This is a genomic window from Desulfofarcimen acetoxidans DSM 771 (assembly GCF_000024205.1).
Classification (GTDB): Bacteria; Bacillota; Desulfotomaculia; order Desulfotomaculales; family Desulfofarciminaceae; genus Desulfofarcimen; species Desulfofarcimen acetoxidans.
In genome coordinates, this window is record NC_013216.1 from 4,095,249 (window position 1) to 4,114,601 (window position 19,353).

At 40.8% G+C, this 19,353-nt stretch carries 16 protein-coding genes, 2 other RNA genes, 1 pseudogene and 1 other annotated feature; of the genes and pseudogenes, 2 read left to right on the forward strand and 17 right to left on the reverse strand.

The window, feature by feature from the left end:
- Positions 1-240: 240 nt before the first annotated feature.
- Entirely contained in the window at positions 241-1,320 is a 1,080-nt protein-coding gene (locus tag DTOX_RS19005; protein WP_042316255.1) for an NAD(P)/FAD-dependent oxidoreductase, read from the forward strand.
- A gap of 487 nt (positions 1,321-1,807) precedes the next feature.
- On the opposite strand, the gene DTOX_RS19010 is transcribed toward DTOX_RS19005, so the two are convergent.
- From DTOX_RS19010 to DTOX_RS19015, 3 genes and pseudogenes are all read right to left on the reverse strand, one after another.
- Positions 1,808-2,773: a tyrosine-type recombinase/integrase gene (locus DTOX_RS19010; protein ID WP_015759294.1), complete on the reverse strand. Its 966-nt coding sequence runs from the start codon at positions 2,771-2,773 to the stop codon at positions 1,808-1,810.
- Between the two features lie 131 nt (positions 2,774-2,904).
- Positions 2,905-3,225, reverse strand: a transfer-messenger RNA (tmRNA) gene (ssrA, locus tag DTOX_RS25465).
- 156 nt (positions 3,226-3,381) lie between these two features.
- A pseudogene (locus tag DTOX_RS19015) lies at positions 3,382-3,855 on the reverse strand (ATPase); the annotation flags it as partial.
- Between the two features lie 76 nt (positions 3,856-3,931).
- Between DTOX_RS19015 and DTOX_RS19020 the strand changes: the two are divergent.
- Positions 3,932-5,065 carry an IS630 family transposase gene (locus DTOX_RS19020; RefSeq protein WP_015756644.1) on the forward strand — a complete coding sequence of 378 codons (1,134 nt, stop codon included), beginning with the start codon at positions 3,932-3,934 and terminating at the stop codon, positions 5,063-5,065.
- 106 nt (positions 5,066-5,171) lie between these two features.
- Here DTOX_RS19020 and DTOX_RS19025 read toward each other — a convergent pair whose 3' ends face one another.
- From DTOX_RS19025 to rpoN, 14 genes are all read right to left on the reverse strand, one after another.
- Positions 5,172-5,432 (reverse strand): hypothetical protein, encoded by a 261-nt coding sequence (locus DTOX_RS19025; RefSeq protein ID WP_015759296.1) that lies wholly within the window; start codon positions 5,430-5,432, stop codon positions 5,172-5,174.
- A gap of 537 nt (positions 5,433-5,969) precedes the next feature.
- The gene (locus DTOX_RS25015) at positions 5,970-6,473 is read right to left on the reverse strand and encodes an IS630 family transposase (protein ID WP_242652418.1); all 504 of its coding nucleotides are present in this window, start codon (positions 6,471-6,473) and stop codon (positions 5,970-5,972) included.
- A 19-nt stretch (positions 6,474-6,492) separates the two neighbouring features.
- On the reverse strand, positions 6,493-7,020 hold the full coding sequence (locus DTOX_RS25020; RefSeq protein ID WP_042315521.1) for an IS630 family transposase: 528 nt from the start codon (positions 7,018-7,020) through the stop codon (positions 6,493-6,495).
- 124 nt (positions 7,021-7,144) lie between these two features.
- Positions 7,145-7,398: a binding site (T-box leader), on the reverse strand.
- Between the two features lie 373 nt (positions 7,399-7,771).
- Positions 7,772-8,120, reverse strand: a transfer-messenger RNA (tmRNA) gene (ssrA, locus tag DTOX_RS22535).
- Between the two features lie 6 nt (positions 8,121-8,126).
- Complete coding sequence (gene smpB, locus DTOX_RS19045) at positions 8,127-8,585, reverse strand: SsrA-binding protein SmpB (protein WP_015759297.1); 459 nt, start codon at positions 8,583-8,585, stop codon at positions 8,127-8,129.
- Between the two features lie 97 nt (positions 8,586-8,682).
- The gene (locus DTOX_RS19050) at positions 8,683-9,087 is read right to left on the reverse strand and encodes a PaaI family thioesterase (protein WP_015759298.1); all 405 of its coding nucleotides are present in this window, start codon (positions 9,085-9,087) and stop codon (positions 8,683-8,685) included.
- Between the two features lie 71 nt (positions 9,088-9,158).
- Positions 9,159-11,264, reverse strand: a complete 2,106-nt coding sequence (locus DTOX_RS19055) for a sodium-translocating pyrophosphatase (protein ID WP_042317478.1) — start codon at positions 11,262-11,264, stop codon at positions 9,159-9,161.
- A 42-nt stretch (positions 11,265-11,306) separates the two neighbouring features.
- Positions 11,307-11,534, reverse strand: coding sequence for a preprotein translocase subunit SecG (gene secG / locus DTOX_RS19060; protein WP_015759300.1), 228 nt, complete (start codon positions 11,532-11,534; stop codon positions 11,307-11,309).
- Between the two features lie 106 nt (positions 11,535-11,640).
- Positions 11,641-12,921: a phosphopyruvate hydratase gene (gene eno, locus DTOX_RS19065; protein ID WP_015759301.1), complete on the reverse strand. Its 1,281-nt coding sequence runs from the start codon at positions 12,919-12,921 to the stop codon at positions 11,641-11,643.
- A 29-nt stretch (positions 12,922-12,950) separates the two neighbouring features.
- Positions 12,951-14,492 (reverse strand): 2,3-bisphosphoglycerate-independent phosphoglycerate mutase, encoded by a 1,542-nt coding sequence (gpmI, locus tag DTOX_RS19070; protein WP_015759302.1) that lies wholly within the window; start codon positions 14,490-14,492, stop codon positions 12,951-12,953.
- A 16-nt stretch (positions 14,493-14,508) separates the two neighbouring features.
- Positions 14,509-15,264: a triose-phosphate isomerase gene (gene tpiA, locus DTOX_RS19075; protein ID WP_015759303.1), complete on the reverse strand. Its 756-nt coding sequence runs from the start codon at positions 15,262-15,264 to the stop codon at positions 14,509-14,511.
- 82 nt (positions 15,265-15,346) lie between these two features.
- On the reverse strand, positions 15,347-16,531 hold the full coding sequence (locus DTOX_RS19080) for a phosphoglycerate kinase (protein WP_015759304.1): 1,185 nt from the start codon (positions 16,529-16,531) through the stop codon (positions 15,347-15,349).
- A 21-nt stretch (positions 16,532-16,552) separates the two neighbouring features.
- Complete coding sequence (gap, locus tag DTOX_RS19085; RefSeq protein WP_015759305.1) at positions 16,553-17,560, reverse strand: type I glyceraldehyde-3-phosphate dehydrogenase; 1,008 nt, start codon at positions 17,558-17,560, stop codon at positions 16,553-16,555.
- 259 nt (positions 17,561-17,819) lie between these two features.
- Entirely contained in the window at positions 17,820-19,238 is a 1,419-nt protein-coding gene (gene rpoN, locus DTOX_RS19090; protein ID WP_015759306.1) for an RNA polymerase factor sigma-54, read from the reverse strand.
- Positions 19,239-19,353 lie beyond the last annotated feature (115 nt).

Here is a 19,353-nt window from a genome sequence, read left to right on the forward strand (position 1 = left end):
AACAATTAGCTATTAGCATCATTCTATAAATATTAGTAAGTTAAGTTAGTTTGTTAATACAAAAAATATTAGCTTAACTAGCCAATACATCTAAGTAAATATTGCTGGCAAGATAGCATCATGCTATAATTCTTACAGGCTTTTCTCGTTACCTAAACGATACGTATACGACTTTATCAAGAAATATGTAGTTTTTCAATCTACGAAATTCATTATTCATAAGACTTTGGTGTGAACTACTTGAAAATAGCAATAGTTGGGGCCGGGATAGCTGGTTTATCTTGTGCTTACGAATTTGAAAAACACGGTATAATGCCGACTATTTTTGAGAAAAGAAGACGTATTGGTGAGGATATAGATTTTACCACCTCAACCTTAAAATTATTTGATAGAACATATGAAGACCCCCTTATTTATACAAAGAAGGAATATGGGCTAGATCTTGAACCTCTTAATGTTTTAAGCAAAATAATTATGCAAGGGCCAACCAAGAAAGCAATCATAAAGAATACAAGTGGATATATTTTCCGAAGAGGTGACATTAAAAATTCATTAGAAAATCAATTGGCATCATATATTAAGACACCTATAACATTTTATAAGCATATTTATATTGATGATATTAAGAGTCAATATGATTTTATTATTGATGCTACTGGTTTATTTGATGAAGCAAAAAAGCTAGATTTACTTACTCCGCATCTAGAAGCCTTTGCACGAATATCTACAATAAGTGGAGAATTTGATATAAATACTATAAAGATGTGGGTAAATACGGAATATGCTAAGAAGTGTTTTGCTTACCGTCTCGCTCATAGTCCTAATAAAGCCTGTTTAGCTTTAACTGCTAATAATATTTCACAAAAGGAACTTGATTGTTACTGGGAAAAATTTATTGCAAAAGAAAATACACAAAGCACCATTATAAAAACCACCGATGTACGCCATGAGATTGGAGCTGTTTTTCCACACAATTTCGGCAATATATTTTTTATAGGTAAGGCAGGAGGTTTTATAGATTCCCTGCTAGGATTTGGAATGCTAAATGCGATAGAGACAGGAATATTAGCAGCCCTCTATATTATTTATAAGAAAAGTTATGAAGAACTTGTTAGGCCTATATTTGACCAAAATCAGTCTAAATATGAAATAAGGAAAATACTTAATACCTTTGAAAATAAAGATTTTGATAATCTTATAAAATTCTTGGGTAGCCCAGGGATAAAACAAATGATTTACAATAATCCTTTTGCTAAAGTACATCAGGCGGGCAAACTTGCTAAGTTATATAATATTTTTAAAGGTCTACATTGTTTATAAAGCATTGTCCCTTCTGTAGATAGAGGGAACAAACCTTTAAACTATTGAGGCTACATTTCTCAAACAGCCTCCTTGTAATAACTCTCCGATAAATTCATATACGGCGTATTCCAAACAATTTCTACATCCAGCTTCGGCCTGTTGTACTCACCGATTTCATTCGTTTCCCTTATAACTATCTTATCAAACAGCAAGCTGATATTTATACTTATTAGGCTTTTGTATCAATGAAGGAAGCCAGGGTAATGTACTCTGTTTTTTGTTTATATATAAAAAGCCGGGATTAAATTTCACCCCGACTTTGTTTGTTATCTCACACATTCAATTGTCTTACACGTTTTTTCTTCTCCATTTTCGGAGCAAGCTTATTTAATGGACTAGCCACTCGGTGGGCATCCTGTAAATCTTAGTAAGTTAAATAACATTTATTAAGCAATAGCCGGGAGCTATTATCTTTTCCCGGCTATTTATGCATACTATACATTAATTAAATCTTCCCCACTCTACTCGACTGCTGAACCAATTTAGAAACTGGAGAAGCAATAAGGTGTTGACTCTTAACATCATTATCAGCCAGCGAGACATACCTCTTAGTCATATTAAGGTCAGCATGACCAAGTGTTTTTTGTAAGGCAAATGAATTTCCGCCGTTTCTCAAAAACTCTAAAGCAAAGGTATGACGTAACTGATACGGGTAAAGCTTTGTCCCTAATTTTTCACCATACTTACTTAACCTTTTATACCAGGTATTACCTAGCATTTTATTGCCCTCACATGAACAAAAAATAGGTACGTCATTCCAATCACTTGGCCTAACATTTATTAACTTTTGTATTGCTTTAGCTGTTATTGGACTAATTGGCAGCGTTCTTGAAACACGTGTTTTTGCATTCTCAGCCCTAATATAAACCTCTAGAGATTTAAAGTTTACATCTGAAATTAGCAAAGACAATGCTTCTTTCGGTCTAATTCCCGAATCTAACTGAAGCAGCAACAGTGCATAATCACGTAGCCCTGGATAGGTTGACTGATCTGGTATAGCCAATAATTTTTTTAATAACTCCAAGTCGAACTGCACAATACGTTCATCTGCTTTCCGTCTTTTAAACTCTTTTACTGGGTTCTCGATAAGGACTCGTTCTTTAACACACCAGTTAAAAAAAGTCTTCATATAAACCAGCTTATTATTGTAATATGCCGGTTTAACTTCTTCAGCCATGTAATCAATGATTCGCCTCTTTAGTATACCGGCATCTGCCAAGTCGGTATCAGGATAAAGTCTAAAAAAGTGTTTAATATGATAACCGTAATCTTTAATGGTTCTTTCAGACTTTCCTTCAGCCTTCTTTAACAATAAAAATTCCTGTAAAGCTTCCTCCCATGAAACACTTCTAGTCAGTTCTTCCTGCTCTACAATTCTAACCAACCTGGTTTTTTTCTTTGCTGTAGACAAACTAAAAGACACCCCCTTAACATTAAGTAAGTAGGTGTCCGAATGACTTCGTATAGCCTTTTTTAGTCCATTGAACACATGGATTTTAGGGTATTTTTAGAACCCTAGAACCCTTGATTTTACTAGGTTTTTGGTGGAGGCGGGGGGAGTCGAACCCACCGTCCGAAAGAACGACCACAAGAGTATCTCCGAGCGCAGTCTGCAATTTAAATTCGCCTTACCGCCGTCTGCAGGCGAACTGCGTTAAGACTATCTCGATGAATCTTGCTTAACCCCTCCGAGAATTGGGACTAAGCCAGCCCGTTTAAACTTGAATTCACGTTCTCAAATATTACTTTGTTAGTAATGGTATGAACATATAAAATGTCTAACATACAAAGCCTATATTTTACCTTCATTTACGACATTATTACCTTAACAAAGCAAGAATTATTTATATAATCATTCGTTTCTTTTATATCCAAATCTCTTGGCCTATTGTCTAAAACACCACATTCAATTAAAGGATTGATTATATATTTATCTACCCAGTTATCCCTTCTAGATTTATTTAATAATACAATTTTTCGATCATAATTTTTAAAAAACACTATAAAAGGAGTTTCTTCAGAGTTATCATAAACTTTAACTGTATGTGCAACTTTTACTATATCTGCAATTAAGTTCATACTTTTCTGATATCTTTCTATAATTTTTTCTTTAGGTACACTATGTCCTCCTGATTCGACCCTTTGATTAACTCGATCAACATTAATATATGGATCACGAGTAGTTACAAAAATTACCTCAACATAATAATCCTTAACTTTTGCATATTTAAGGAACTCAAGTTTCTCATTCGTAGAAAAAACTGTTTCAAATGCAAGGGATAACCCATTATCAATAGCAATCTTACGTAACTCTTTAGCTTTCTCCATAGCTGCAATATATCGTTCCCTTATATTTGAAATACGTTTAAATTCCTTTAGTTTTACTATTTCATCCGGACAGATAAGTATGTCAGGAAGTGTATTTAAATTTTCGTCTATAACAGTTGACTTACCGGAACCATTCGGTCCAGCAATAACAACTAGTAGAGCAATTCTTAATTATCATTGAACCACAAATCGGCATGGTATATAATTTCCTATAATACATAACAGGTGGGGAGACCAAACTATGCCATTCATAAGTCAAAGAGCAAAATTAGATTTGACAACAGAAGAAATAAATAGATTAGAAAAAATTATACATTCAAGAACAGAAAGTGTGAGTCATATTGAACGGGCTAAAATGTTTCTCTTGTATCATCAAGGAGAAACAATAGCTTCAATTGGTAGAATATTAGAGACTAACCGTGCAAAAGTAGAACGACATATAGATAAAATTTTACAATTTGGCTTAGATATAGCACTCAATGATCTTCCTCGTTCAGGCAGGCCGGATACAATAACCAAAGAAGATAAAGCGTGGCTTGTTTCTCTTGCTTGCCAAAAACCTAAGGAATTTGGATATAGCTATGAATTATGGACAACAGATTTATTAGCCAAACATGCACGAAATCATTGTGTAGAAAATGGCCATCCAACCCTGCAAAATCTAGCAAAAGGTACAGTATCAAAAATACTTTCAGCAAACAAAGTTAAGCCACATAAAATTAAATATTACTTGGAAAAAAGGGATCCAGAATTTGAACAAAAAATGGCTAACGTGTTATATGTCTATAAAGAAGTTGAAATGGTATCAAAAAATGATGAACAATCAATGTATGCTTATATATCATATGATGAAAAACCCGGTATTCAAGCTATAGAAAATATTGCTCCGGATCTTTCTCCTTCTCCTGGAACGTATTCATGTCTTGCTCGTGATTATGAATATGTTCGCCATGGTACACTTAGTCTCATGGCCGGTATTGATTTGGTAACAGGTCATATCTTAGCTCAAGTAGAAGACCGCCATCGTAGTATTGAGTTTGTAGAGTTTCTAAAAATGATAAGTGAGTACTACAAAGATATAGAGAAAATAGTAATTATATTGGACAACCACTCCGCTCATATTTCAAAAGAAACAAGGGCTTATCTTAGTACTGTCCCAAATCGTTTTGAATTTGTTTTTACACCAAAACATGGATCCTGGTTGAACTTAATTGAATCATTTTTTGGCAAAATGGCTAAATCAATGCTGAGGGCTATTAGGGTAAAAACTAAAGAAGAATTAAAAGATAGAATTTACAAATATATAAAAGAAATTAATGATTGTCCTACTGTTTACCGCTGGAAGTACAAAATGGATGATATTGAAATAATTTAAATTATTAGTAGAAATTATATTATTTAACTAGCTTATTTATATGTTAATTAGGAATCGTTCTACTAGTAACTTTTTGTTTTTCATTTTGCTGTTTCAGTTCCCTTACTTATTTATTAAGAAAATCCTCCAATTTAGCTACACTATACTCAGTTTTTTCAAACAATTTATTACTAGTTATAGAATAATCCCTTTTACCAACACGCGCCATACCTTTTTCAAATTCTTTCTTACAAATGCTTGTTACAATTATAAACTCTCCATTATTTCCATTAATTTTACAAGTTCTTTTAAATTTATTTAACCATGGAAACCTTTGATTTTTAGAATAAATATCTTTACTAATAACACCAACACTTTTCATAACCATAAATCATCTCTCCTTTAAATAAAGCAACAATTGGAATTAAAAAATTCAACTTAGCCCCTAACTCGTAATTATTTAAAGATATTTCATATAGATGAACATCTGTGAAGTCAAGGGTAAGGTGGTAATTTTCTAGCGTTTTGCAGTAAATAAGACCTGACCTTTACGACCTATTGGAAATATAATGAATAGTGGTCTTGTAACGTTTTTTTAAGAGCAAGGCCTTAAATACCATATTTTTATATCGCCTAGAGTAGCCGCTGCTCCCCGTAATAGTGAGAACGTTTCACCAACGGTGAATAGCCCCCATTGGGTAGTGTAAATTCGTTCCCGATTAATCTGATCTTAGTTATTAAATACCATCGACATTTCACAGGTCGTTTAGTAACTAACTCTCATGATTTTTCGGATCTTAACCACAAATGAAAATGGGTTAAAAATAGATATTTTCTCATTGAAAATTGAAAAACACATAAGTATAAATTTGACATTATTCTAATGTTTTCTATATAGAACCGAAATAATAAATATCGTTATAAATTAAACGCAAAGTCTCTTTTTCACATCTTCCGAACAGCATTTGATTTCCTCTAAAAACGAGTCAACAGATTTTTGAATTTCTGAAGCATTTTTATGAAAGCGATTATAAATAGCTGTATTTTTTAACCATTTCCATAACTCTTCTATGCAATTCAGATTGGGTGAGTAGGGTGGAAGAAATTTCAAAAACAGATGATCCTTATGCTCGTCTAAAAAGTCTTTAAGTAATTTTGCATGATGAACTCTTGCATTATCAAGAACAATGTAAATTTTAGAAATGTCATCTTTTAAAAAATGTGATACCAATTTTTTAAGAAAATCTTTGAATTTTTCTGCATTGATTTTGTCATAATTTACACAAAAAACTTTACCCGTATAGTAGTTTAAAGCACCGTATAATGTAACTTTTGCATGGTGTCCATAGGTCTTAATCTTTTTTTGCTCACCTTTTGGGAACCATGCTCGTTGTAAACCTTGATAGTCCCTAATGTGAGATGCATCCACATATAGGAGTATTTCACATTCAGTGAGATTTTTTTAACTCTTCCAGCTCATCTTGAAAAGCTTTTTGCTTTTCCGGATCAGCTTTGGCTAATACATAAGTGGGACGATTATAACGAAAATCCATCTTAAGAAGCATGCGCCAAACACCATCTGATGTATATTTAATGCCGTATGTATCATGAATGTAAGCAGCGAGGGTTTTACAATTCCAAGTAGTATGGGTACTAAAACCAACCTCTGATGGTGATTTTTTCAGTACCTCTTTGACCTCTTCTTTTTGTTCATTGGTTAGCCTTGGCGGTCTTCCCGGTTTTTTTGATACATGAAGCAGTTTTTCAACTCCACCTTCATTAAAGTAAGCAACGTATTTTCTTATGGTTTGTTCACTTATATCAAGATATTCGGCAATCTGCTTTGCTTGTCTCCCTTTCATGACAAGAATAACAGCTTGAACTCTGCATCTTAGTTTATATGGTGTTTCTCTTTTTATCTTATTCAAATCCTCAATGGTTAAATTTTGTGGATTGTTTAAATGCAATTTCCTCATGGTAATAATACCCCTCCCCACACTTGATTCTATTTTACAGGATAGGAGTAAAAATTACCATTACTTTATTAATCGTTTCTATATAGAAACAAAAAACCTTTCAAACCGGCATGTTAAAATAAATGCCAGGGACGAAAGGTTTTATACCTCACGTGGTACCACCCTGATTGCCACACCATTAAAATGATGAGCCACTCAAGTGTCCAAATAAACACAATTTTGATAACGGGTATCAAAAACCCGACCTAGTCTAATAGAAATAATCTTTAAACTGGCAGCTCCAGGGTGAGAAGTATTCCAGCCTCATGCACCGGATTTCAGCAATTTCCGGCTCTCTGTAGCAATACAACAGAAACTCGTCCCTTTCATAGCTATTTACATTATTTGTTTTATATAAGTATATAATGTTTAATTTATTTTGTCAATAAGAAGTTCTCAATACGCCGACGTGTTCGTTAGTGAATTGTCGCAATTACTTGAGCCTGGTATTTTCGAATTAGAAATTGAAAGATTCGCTGACAAGTTAAATAAAGATATTTATAATCAAATTACTGAGTTAGAGGGAGGAATTAAATATATTGCAAAACGGATTGAACGTCTATAACCATAGCAGATTTCTATGGTTTCAACACAACAAAGTCGCAATTACTTATATTTTAAAGGTCTGCGGCTTTCCCTACTACCCACTATATAACCAAAATGACATTAAAAAAAGCAAGTTGTCAGACACTCGCTTTTTCTTCGTTATGTATGGTGGAGGCGGGGGGAGTCGAACCCACCGTCCGAAAGAACGACCACAAGAGTATCTCCGAGCGCAGTCTGCAATTTAAATTCGCCTTACCGCCGTCTGCAGGCGAACTGCGTTAAGACTATCTCGATGAATCTTGCTTAACCCCTCCGAGAATTGGGACTAAGCCAGCCCGTTTAAGTGACCCCCTAGCCCGGGCCACGGGCCCAGCGCGAGTAGGAGGTTAACAGCAATTAAGCTGCTAAAGCGTAATCGTTATTGGCAATTAAATTTTCCCACCGTATAACGGGCAGATGGAACCCCGGCTCGCTGCTCTTGCCACCACTTCCTCCGTCGAAACCATGTCGCCCCCATGATATTATTGCTTTTGCCTGTCCCGAAAGGCCCGGTCTACTTCCCTGCGGGCATCCCTGGCAGCCAAATCTTGCCTTTTATCAAATGTTTTCTTACCTTTAGCCAGGCCAAGTTCAACCTTCACCTTACCATCTCTAAAATAAGCCCTGGTAGGGATTAAAGAGTAGCCCTTCTCCCTGACACGACCAAACAATCGCATAATCTCAGATTTATGCATTAAAAGTTTTCTGGTACGCTTAGGTTCGTGATTGTACCTGTTTCCCTGCTCATATGGACTGATATGCATATTATACAACATCATCTCGCCGTTTTCAACTCGAGCATAGCTGTCCAACAAGTTTCCCCGGCCTACTCTAAGGGATTTAACTTCAGTCCCGGTAAGAACAATGCCTGTTTCATAGGTATCCTCAATATGATACTCATGCCTGGCTTTTTTGTTTTGACAAATATTTTTTACAGTCATTCGGAACACTCCCGAAAAATTAAACCCTCTTATCCAGGAAGCTAGGACAGAAGGGCTGATATCTACAGTATCATTTTATCAACATACCTGATAGATGTCAAATACTATTTTTTACCTGAATAAATTTTGCAGTGGCTTTAGTGGCTACTGTGCCGTCTGACAGCAGCACCTGGCCTTCAAGTACTATCAGCCTTCCTTTTTTTGACTCCTGCTTACCTTCTACAGCAAATTGCTGGCCTATAGGCACGGGCTTACTAAACTTCACATTAATCTCAACAGTCATTGCCATAATATCCCTTTCATATAGCCACTGGGCCATAACCTCGTCCAACAAGGTTGTCAATAGCCCGCCATGCATGATACCTGGCCATCCTTCATGCTCCCTGCTGCCCGTAAAATAACTGCGACAAATATCACCATCATGAATGAATTTTAATTTCAGGCCTATAGGATTTTGTGGACTACAACCAAAGCACATACTGTCTCTAAGTTCGACGGACATTTAGTTTACCCCCGTACCGGTTTATTTGTATTAAAAAGCACCGGGCATTATACCCGGCGCTTTCATAATTCTTATAGTTTGGTGAGCAGGGGACCAAGGATAAGTGAAATAGTACCTGCAACCTTGATTAACGGGTTCATAGCGGGACCACAAGTATCTTTACAGGGGTCACCAACTGTATCACCGATAACAGCAGCCTTGTGAGCTTCGCTCTTTTTGCCGCCCAAGTGACCTTGCTCAATGTATTTCTTACAGTTATCCCAAGCACCACCGGCATTAGCCAGGAAGAGAGCCATCAGAACACCTACTGCGGTTAAGCCGCCCAGGAAGCCGGCCAGAGCCTTGGCACCCAGGATGAAGCCTACCAGAGGAGGACAAATAACTGCCACAAGACCAGGAGCAATCATCTTGCTGATAGCTGATTTAGTAGCAATGTCAACGCATCTTGCATAATCAGGCTTGCCGGTACCTTCCATAATACCGGGGATCTCACGGAACTGGCGACGAACTTCTTCAACCATACCGAAAGCGGCTTGACCAACGGCACGCATGGTTTGTGCGCCAACCAGGAAGGGAACAGCGGCACCGATAAACATACCTACGAGAACCATAGGCTCGGTCATGTTAACAACAAATTTACCGCCATATTTAACTAATTCAGGATCAGCGTGAAACTTATGACTAACACCTTCTACATAAGCACTGAACAGAGCTAAAGCTGTCAAAGCAGCGGAGCCGATAGCAAAACCTTTTGCGATAGCGGCAGTGGTATTACCAACTGCATCAAGCTTATCAGTTTTCTCACGTACTGAAGCAGGCAGTTCAGCCATTTCTGCAATACCACCGGCATTGTCAGCAACCGGACCAAAGGAGTCCATAGCAACTACCATACCGGAAGTGGAAAGCATACCCATAGCAGCCATAGCAATACCGTAAATAGCCCATTCAGCTGCATGCTCAGCCGGAGCATTGCTTAAAACAGACCAGAATGCAAAATAAATTGAACCGGCAAAGAAAAGCATCGGAATAAATACTGATTCCATACCTACAGCCAAACCGTGAATAACAACAGTAGACGGACCTGTTTTGGAAGCCTCAACAATACTGTTTACCGGCCCTTTACCAGGTGCGGTATAATACTCAGTCAAATAACCGATAGCTACGTTTACAATCAAACCGGCCATAACGGCCATGAAAACACCGGTACCGACAGTACCGAACTGAGCAGTGTCTCCAAAAATATTTTGTGTGACAAACCAGGCAGCAACAGCGGTTAAAATGTTAGTTGTCCATAAACCCACGTTCAAAGCAGCCTGCGGATTGCCGTTTTCACTGGTACGTACAAAGAAAGTACCCAAAATAGAAGCTATGATACCTACAGCACCTATCAACAAAGGATAGATAACACCGGCAAAACCAAAGATAGTGTTACCGATTAACATAGCGGCAATAGTGGTAGCACCATAAGACTCGAACAAGTCAGCGCCCATACCTGCAGTGTCACCGACGTTGTCACCAACGTTGTCCGCAATAGTTGCAGGGTTACGCGGATCGTCTTCAGGAATACCTGCTTCAACTTTACCAACGAGGTCAGCACCTACGTCAGCAGCTTTGGTATAAATACCACCGCCAACACGGGCAAAAAACGCAATCATGGAAGCACCGAAAGCAAAGCTGTTAATTACAAGCGGGCTCTCAAAAATAATGTATAATGCCGAAACACCGAGTAAACCAAGACCGGCAACGGATAAGCCCATAACAGCACCGGCGCGGAATGAAACCTGCAAAGCTTTGGCTAATCCTGAACTACGCGCAGCTTCTGCTGTACGCGCGTTAGCTTTGGTTGTACTGTTCATGCCAAGATAACCGGCGATAGCCGAGCAAATAGCACCAACCAAGAAGGAAATTGCAGAGGCAGGACCGACCGGTAAATGAGAACCCGGCTCCTGTACTACAAAATACTGAGCAGCCCAAAGTACTATAAAAACAACGATTGCAAAAGGTGCCAGTGTCTTATACTGGCGGTTCATATAGGCCATTGCGCCTTCCTGTACAGCCTCGGAGATCTCTTTCATCTTGGGGGTACCCATACTCTCTTTGAGCACCTGACTCAGAGTGAACATTGCAAAAAGCAATGCCAAAATCCCGGCTCCAGCGGCATAATAAGCCAGTGTCATATTAGGTTCCACTTTAAAAAACCCTCCTCATCCCCTATAATTCTACTTCCAAACAGTTAAAACCAATGAAATAACAACAAATAAGACCGACAGCAGGACAGTGACCTTTCCCAGCAGTTCGTCCAGCCCTTTTTTCTTGCCAAAAAGTGTTTCTGCCCCTCCGGCTATAGCTCCGGATAAACCTGCACTACGCCCGGATTGCAGCAGAACTGATGCAATAATTCCCAGAGCTAATAAAACGTGAAGGGCAGTCACTATACCTTTTAACACTTGTTCACCTCCTCCACCCTTCATATAAATAAAATTATTATACCACTCATTATAACACCAGGCATTAAAAATGACAATCTAGTATAATGAGAAATTATGCGATAGTTTAGCCTAAATTATAGAACACGCCTTTACCTTTAAACTGGCCATAAACCGCCAGGTCTTCTTCCAATCTCAGCAGTTGATTGTACTTGGCTACCCGGTCGGTACGGGAAGGTGCCCCGGTTTTAATCTGCCCGGCATTGGTAGCCACAACCAGGTCGGCTATGGTGGAATCCTCTGTTTCACCTGAACGGTGTGAAACAACTGCCGTATAACCGGCTCTCTTAGCCATCTCAATAGCATCTAAAGTTTCAGTCAGAGTTCCGATTTGATTAACCTTGATTAAAATAGAATTAGCCACACCGGCTTCAATTCCTCTAGCCAGCCGTTCAGTATTGGTGACGAATAAATCATCGCCTACTAGCTGTACCTTGCTGCCCAGTTTTTCAGTCAGAAGCTTCCAGCCGTCCCAATCATCTTCAGCTAAACCGTCTTCAATGGAGATAATAGGATACTTGGCCACCAGAGATGCGTAATAATCAACCATTTCAGCCGCAGTAAGTGCTTTGCCTTCAAAGGCATAATTACCGTCCTTAAAGAACTCGGTGGCTGCCGCGTCAATAGCTAAAAACACATCCTGTCCCGGTTTATAGCCGGCAGATCCAATTGCCTCAACAATAACGGCCAGAGCCTCTTCATTCGAGCCTAAATTTGGGGCAAAGCCGCCTTCATCACCTACAGCGGTATTCAAACCCTTGCCCTTTAATACTGACTTTAGCTTATGGAAAATCTCCGCGCCCATTCTTAACCCCTCAGCAAAACTGGTCGCCCCGGCCGGCATAATCATAAATTCCTGTATATCCACATTGTTATCGGCATGCGCCCCGCCGTTTAAAATATTCATCATGGGTACGGGAAGCTGCTTGGCATTCACACCGCCCAGGTACTGGTAGAGCGGCAACCCGCAGGCTTCGGCAGCCGCCTTGGCTGCAGCCAGCGAAATGCCCAGGATGGCGTTAGCGCCTAATTTGCCCTTATTAGCTGTGCCATCCAAATCAATCATTGCCCTGTCTATACCAAGCTGATCAGTAGCGTCCATACCTACTACTTCCGGTCCTAAAATATCATTAACATTCTCTACAGCCTTTTTAACACCTTTGCCTAAATACCTGGAGGAATCCTGATCACGCAATTCCACTGCCTCATAAGCCCCGGTGGAAGCTCCGGAAGGAACAGCCGCGCGGCCCATAGTACCGTCTTCCAAAATCACATCTACTTCCACGGTTGGGTTGCCGCGTGAATCAAGAATTTCCCTGGCATGCACGTCCACAATAGTAGTTGACAATTTAAAAACCCCCTAAAATATTATTTTACTTACAAAACAATCAGAGATTCTCCCGTCATTTCTTCCGGCTTAGCAATATCCAGCAATTGCAGTATTGTGGGAGCTATGTCCTCCAACCGCCCCTGTCTTAAAGAGACCCCTGAATAAGCTTCTCCGATCAATAAAAAAGGCACCGGATCCGTGGTATGAGCGGTAAAGGGATTTCCTTTTTCATCCATCATATGCTCGGCATTCCCATGGTCTGCCGTGATTAACACCACGCCGTCTTTTTCCAGCACAGCCTCAACCAGTCTTCCCAAACAACCGTCCACTGTTTCCACGGCCCGCACGGCAGCTTTCATATCACCCGTATGCCCCACCATATCAGGATTAGCATAGTTCATAATAACTACCTTAAACTTATCCAGCCTGATTTGCTCCAGAAAAACATCAGTCACTTCTCCGGCACTCATTTCCGGCTGCAGATCGTAAGTGGCTACTTTAGGCGAGGCTATTAAAATTCTCTCCTCACCTGGATTAGGCACCTCTACGCCACCGTTAAAAAAGAAGGTTACATGAGCATACTTCTCAGTTTCCGCCAAACGCAGCTGGGATATACCGTGCCGGCTCAGAACCTCTCCCAGGGTATTTTTCAGAACCTGGGGCATATAGGCTACCGGAGCGTCAATAGTTCTGTCATATTGAGTCATGCATAAAAATTCTACTTTCGGGTGTCCGTTTCCCCGGTCAAAACCGCTAAAATCCTTGTCCACAAAAGCCCGCGTTATCTCTCTGGCCCTGTCCGGCCGAAAATTATAGAAAATAATACCATCATTATCTGATACCACAGCTACCGGCTCACCGTTATCCTTTAAAATAACTGTAGGCTCCACAAACTCATCCGGCTTTTCTTTGCCGTAACTCTGATCCACAGCTTCAATCGGATTGGGAGCCACCTGCCCCCTGCCGTAAACCATAGCCTCATAAGCCCTGGCTACCCGTTCCCAGCGGCGGTCCCTGTCCATGGCATAATAACGACCGGACACAGTGGCAATCTCCCCTATGCCCAGCTCCTTTATTTTATTCTGCAGTTGCATTATGTATTCTTTAGCATTATCCGGCGGTACATCCCGTCCATCCAAAAAGACATGTACAGAAACCTTTTCCAGGCCCTCTTTTCCGGCCAACTCAAGCAGAGCAAACAAATGATCAATATGGCTGTGCACACCACCGTCCGACAACAAACCCATTAAATGAAGAGAAGAACCCGCCTGCTTTATCTTATCCATTATTTTCAAAAACTCTGCATTTTGAAAAAAAGAACCGTCTTTAATTGCTCTGGTAATTCTGGTTAGTTCCTGATAGACAACCCTGCCGGCCCCCATATTAAGGTGCCCTACCTCGGAATTACCCATTTGCCCATGAGGCAAGCCAACATCCTCACCTGAGCAAACTAACTTAGAATGAGGATATTTGGCCCAATAGCCGTCCATATTCGGCTTACGGGCACAGGCAATAGCATTGCCCCTTTTATCCTCACACAATCCCCAGCCATCCAATATTACCAGAACCACAGGTCCGGCTGCTGCCAAACCGCCACCCCCCAGATTATTTTACAGCTTTAACGATACCCCAAAAGCTCTCTAAATCCAAACTGGCTCCACCCACCAGAGCTCCGTCTATATCGGCTTGCGCCATTAAACCCGCGGTATTGCCCGGTTTAACACTGCCGCCGTATTGAATTCTCAACTTTTCGGCGGAAGCCGGGTTAAACTGTTCAGCCACTAAACTGCGGATAAGCTTAATCACGGACTGAGCATCTTCATCAGATGCTGTTTTACCTGTACCGATAGCCCAGACAGGCTCATAGGCTATTACAAGTTTATCCACCTGCGCCGCGGTTAAACCGCTTAGAGAGTTATTAACCTGGGCTGTTACCACAGCTTCTGTTTCACCCGCTTCACGCTGCTCCAAACGCTCACCGACACAGATTATCGGAAGCAAGTCATGTGCAAAAGCAGCCCTGGCTTTTTTATTTATTACCTCATCAGTTTCACCAAAAAACTGTCTTCTTTCAGAGTGGCCGAGAATAACATAATCACAGCCTGCCTCCTTCAACATAAGAGGAGAAACTTCCCCGGTAAAGGCACCCTGTTCTTCCCAGTGCATATTCTGGGCACCCAGCTTAATCTCACTATCCTTAATAACAGCGGAGACGGGAGACAGAGCAGTAAAAGGAGGACATACCAAAACCTCCACACCACTAACCGTTAAAACTGTTTCTCTTAGTTTAACACAAAAATCCACTGCTTCAGCAACTGTTTTATGCATTTTCCAATTAGCTGCAATTATAGGCTTCCTCATTTCAACACCTCTTCTAACATTCTTCCACAGATCCGACTTAAGGCAGCCCTGCTTTTTCGCCGGGCTGCCTCTGGCAAATACTCTAATTGTCTTGCAAAACAGCAATACCGGGCAATTCCTTACCTTCGAGAAACTCCAGTGAAGCGCCGCCTCCCGTAGAAACATGGGTTATTTTATCGCTTAGACCTGTCTTTTCAACGGCGGCATCCAGATCGCCCCCGCCTACTATAGTTACAGCACCGGAATCAGCCAGAACCCGTACTAAATCATTAGTGCCGTTAGCAAACGCGTTCATCTCAAAAACACCCATCGGACCGTTCCAGATTACCGTCTTGCTGCTCTTAATAATCTCCGAATATTTTTTTATACTCTCAGGCCCTATATCCAAAGCCATATTATCACCGGGAATATGGCTGATTTCCACCACTTGAGTCATTGCATCAGGGGAAAGCATAGGAGCCACCACAACATCAACCGGCAATAAAAAATTAATCCCTTTAACCCTGGCCTCATTTATCAGCTCTCCGGCAAGTTCCACCTTATCTGATTCCAAAAGGGATTTGCCTACATCATAACCCTGCGCCTTGATAAAAGTATTGGCCATACCCCCGCCCAGCAGCAGGTTATCTACTTTGCCCAGCAAGTTTTTAATAATTCCTATCTTGTCCGAAACCTTGGCCCCGCCTAAAATAGCGGTAAAAGGACGCTGCGGGTTGTTGATAGCAGATCCCAGCATTTTTATCTCTTTTTGCAGCAAAAACCCCGCTACAGCCGGCAATAACCTGGCTATACCATGTGTAGAAGCGTGAGCCCGGTGAGCCGTGCCGAAAGCATCATTCACATAGACATCGGCCAAAGCAGCCAGTTCACGTGCGAATACCGGGTCATCCTTTTCTTCACCCGGGTAAAACCTCAAGTTTTCCAACAGCAGGATATCACCTTCCTGCATCTCAGATATGGCTGCCTTAACTTCTTCACCTATACAATCATCGGTCTTAATAACTTTCTTCCCCAGCAACTCCTCCAAGTGACGGACCACCGGATCAAGACGGAATTCCTCTGCAACTTTTCCTTTAGGCCTGCCCAAATGAGAGGCTAAAATAACTTTAGCCTTTTGTTCCGTGAGATACCGAATAGTCGGCAGTGCCGCCCGGATTCTGGTATCGTCAGTAACCTCATGCTTTTCATCTAACGGAACATTAAAATCAACCCGTACAAAAACCCTTTTTCCGCGAACATCTATATCCTTAACTGATTTTTTGGGCATAACACACCTCCTGACGGGAAATTACAATCCCTTGCCGGCCATGTAAAAAACTAAGTCAACAACCCGGTTGGAATAACCCCATTCATTATCATACCAGGAGATAACCTTCACCATATTGCCGCCGATTACTATGGTAGACAGAGCGTCCAAAATCGAAGATCGAGGGTTACCGTTAAAATCCTTAGAAACAAGAGGCAGGTCACAATACTCTAAAATACCCTTCAATTCGGCCTCAGACGCAGCTTTTAAAACAGCGTTGACCTCTTCCACAGAGGTAGGCTTGACAGTTTCCACCACTAAATCCACCACAGACACATTAGGCGTAGGTACACGCATGGAAAAACCGTTTAATTTTCCCTGCAGTTCCGGCAGCACCAGAGAAACAGCCTTAGCCGCTCCGGTAGTAGTGGGAATTATGGACATGCCCCCGGCTCTGGCCCGCCTTAAATCCTTATGCGGAGCATCCAAAATCTTTTGATCATTGGTATAAGAATGTACTGTCGTCATTAACCCTTTGACAATTCCGAATTTATCATTTAAAACCTTGGCCAAAGGCGCTAAACAGTTAGTAGTGCAAGAAGCATTAGAAAGCACGTGATGTTTGGCTGGGTCATATTTATCCTCGTTCACACCCATAACCACCGTAATATCTTCTTCCTTGGCCGGCGCTGAGATAATTACCTTCTTAGCTCCTCCTGCTAAATGCCTGGCCGCGTCTGCACGCTTGACAAACCTTCCGGTAGATTCCACAACAATATCTACCCCTAAGTCTCCCCAGGGTAAAGCTTCCGGCTTAGTTTCGGCCAATACCTTAAATGTCTTGCCGTTAACAATAACTGCATCTTCTGCAGCACTGATTTGCGCATCGAAAGTACCATGCACAGAATCGTACTTCAACAGGTGGGCCAGAGTTGCGGCATCGGTTAAATCATTCACTGCAACAATTTCCACCTCGGGATTATTCATTGCCGCCCGGAAGACACATCTCCCAATTCTGCCAAAACCGTTAATGCCTAATCTTACCGCCATTTTACCAGCCTCTCTTCTTATTAGTATGTCTTACTTGTCTAAATTTATGATATTAGTGTGTTACTATTTACTACATTCTCTGTAAATGCAAAAAGTTCCTCCCTTAGATCATTATATGCGAAAAAAATTATAGAAGTCAAAAAGAAGCTTGTACTAACAAATGACTCAATTTACCAAGGCATAAAAAAATCGGCCTGCTATTATAAAATAACAGCAGGCCGATTAACCTTTTAATCAATATGATTTAATTTCTACCCAATTAATAGCGTTTTCTCTGCTTCAAAGGAGGAATATTCAGTTCATCCCTGTATTTAGCCACCGTCCTGCGAGAAATCTTTATCCCTCGCTCGGCAAAAATATCCGAGATCTTCTGATCATTAAGCGGTTTTCTGGCATCTTCAGACGCAATCAATTCTCTGAGTGTCTTCTTAATACTCTCAGCCGAAGTCATTCCTCCACCGGCGGAAGTCAGGCCGGTAGAAAAGAAAAATTTCATCTCAAACACGCCTTGCGGGGTTTGAATGTACTTATTGGAGGTGGCCCTGCTCACAGTCGATTCATGCAAGCCAACTATTTCCGCTACAGTTTTTAAATTAAGCGGTTTCAAATGCTTGACACCGTATTCCATAAAATCCTTCTGCAAATCAACTAAGCAACTGGCTACTTTATATAAAGTCAGGCGCCTCTGCTCAATACTTTTCAACAACCAGGCAGCGGAATTGAGTTTACTTTCTACAAAACGGCGAGTCTGAAGATCAAACTTATCCTGTGTTAAAACAGAGCGATATGCAGTATTTATAGTCAGGCGAGGCACCGATGAATCGTTAACCAGAATAATATATTCTCCTTCGACTCTCTCTACTATCACATCCGGAACAATATAGCGAACATCGTTCGTAGCGCTAAAATTGCGCCCGGGCTTGGGATCCAGCGTCTTAATAATATCTGCTGCCTCCTGCACCTCCGTCACTGCAACTCCTAACTGCTGAGCTATCTGGTTAAGCCTGCCTTTAGCAATATCCGGCAAGTATTTTTCAATCAGTTCCGCAACCAGCTTATTTTTTATATTCAAATACCGCACCTGAATAAGCAAACATTCCTGCAAAGACGAAGCGCCGACACCAAGCGGATCAAAGGATTGAATAACAGATAAAGCCTGCTCCACCTTAGACTGGCTTACCTCTAATTGCTCGGCAATCTCCTTCACTGACACGTGCAGGTAGCCGTTGTGGTCAACATTACCTATAATATACTCACCGATAGCTTTTAAATAATCCCCGCACCGGCTCAAATTTAACTGCATCATCAAATATTCAGTTAGATTTGGAGCCTGCGTTAAAAAATTTTCATAGCCGCTCCCGGACTGCTCCGCTAATTTTTCCCTGCGGCCCAAATCCAAGTCACTGTCGTGAAAATATTCTTCCCAGTCCACATCACATTCCTGCCGGGATAATTCCTCTTCCCCCCCGCTAGCGTCGCCTTCTGCTCCCTCATTTTCCTCAATCCGGTCTAAATCATCTTCTCGAACCTCCAGCATAGGGTTTTCCTGCAACTGCTGGTCTATATACATGCTCAACTCAAGGGAAGACAACTGTAAAACGGTAATGGCCTGGCGCAATTCCGGGGTCATGATTAATTTCTGTGTCTGCTCAACATGCAAGCCATAACCCATGCGCATCGCCTTTCACTCCTCGAAACAATATTTCTAATACGCCACAAATTCACATTATTCGACATCATAAAAAATAAATTCTCTAACGAGATGCTATTTTCCTGCTAAGTTTTATTAAATC

What these genes read in the sequence shown, in the direction of transcription:
- DTOX_RS19025 (WP_015759296.1), bottom strand. Translation starts at nt 5,432, where the DNA reads ATGGTTATGAAAAGTGTTGGTGTTATTAGTAAAGATATTTATTCTAAA.
- DTOX_RS19080 (WP_015759304.1), bottom strand. Translation starts at nt 16,531, where the DNA reads ATGCCCAAAAAATCAGTTAAGGATATAGATGTTCGCGGAAAAAGGGTT.
- rpoN (WP_015759306.1), bottom strand. Translation starts at nt 19,238, where the DNA reads ATGCGCATGGGTTATGGCTTGCATGTTGAGCAGACACAGAAATTAATC.
- DTOX_RS19055 (WP_042317478.1), bottom strand. Translation starts at nt 11,264, where the DNA reads ATGACACTGGCTTATTATGCCGCTGGAGCCGGGATTTTGGCATTGCTT.
- smpB (WP_015759297.1), bottom strand. Translation starts at nt 8,585, where the DNA reads ATGACTGTAAAAAATATTTGTCAAAACAAAAAAGCCAGGCATGAGTAT.
- DTOX_RS19020 (WP_015756644.1), top strand. Translation starts at nt 3,932, where the DNA reads ATGCCATTCATAAGTCAAAGAGCAAAATTAGATTTGACAACAGAAGAA.
- DTOX_RS19050 (WP_015759298.1), bottom strand. Translation starts at nt 9,087, where the DNA reads ATGTCCGTCGAACTTAGAGACAGTATGTGCTTTGGTTGTAGTCCACAA.
- tpiA (WP_015759303.1), bottom strand. Translation starts at nt 15,264, where the DNA reads ATGAGGAAGCCTATAATTGCAGCTAATTGGAAAATGCATAAAACAGTT.
- DTOX_RS25020 (WP_042315521.1), bottom strand. Translation starts at nt 7,020, where the DNA reads ATGAGGAAATTGCATTTAAACAATCCACAAAATTTAACCATTGAGGAT.
- gap (WP_015759305.1), bottom strand. Translation starts at nt 17,560, where the DNA reads ATGGCGGTAAGATTAGGCATTAACGGTTTTGGCAGAATTGGGAGATGT.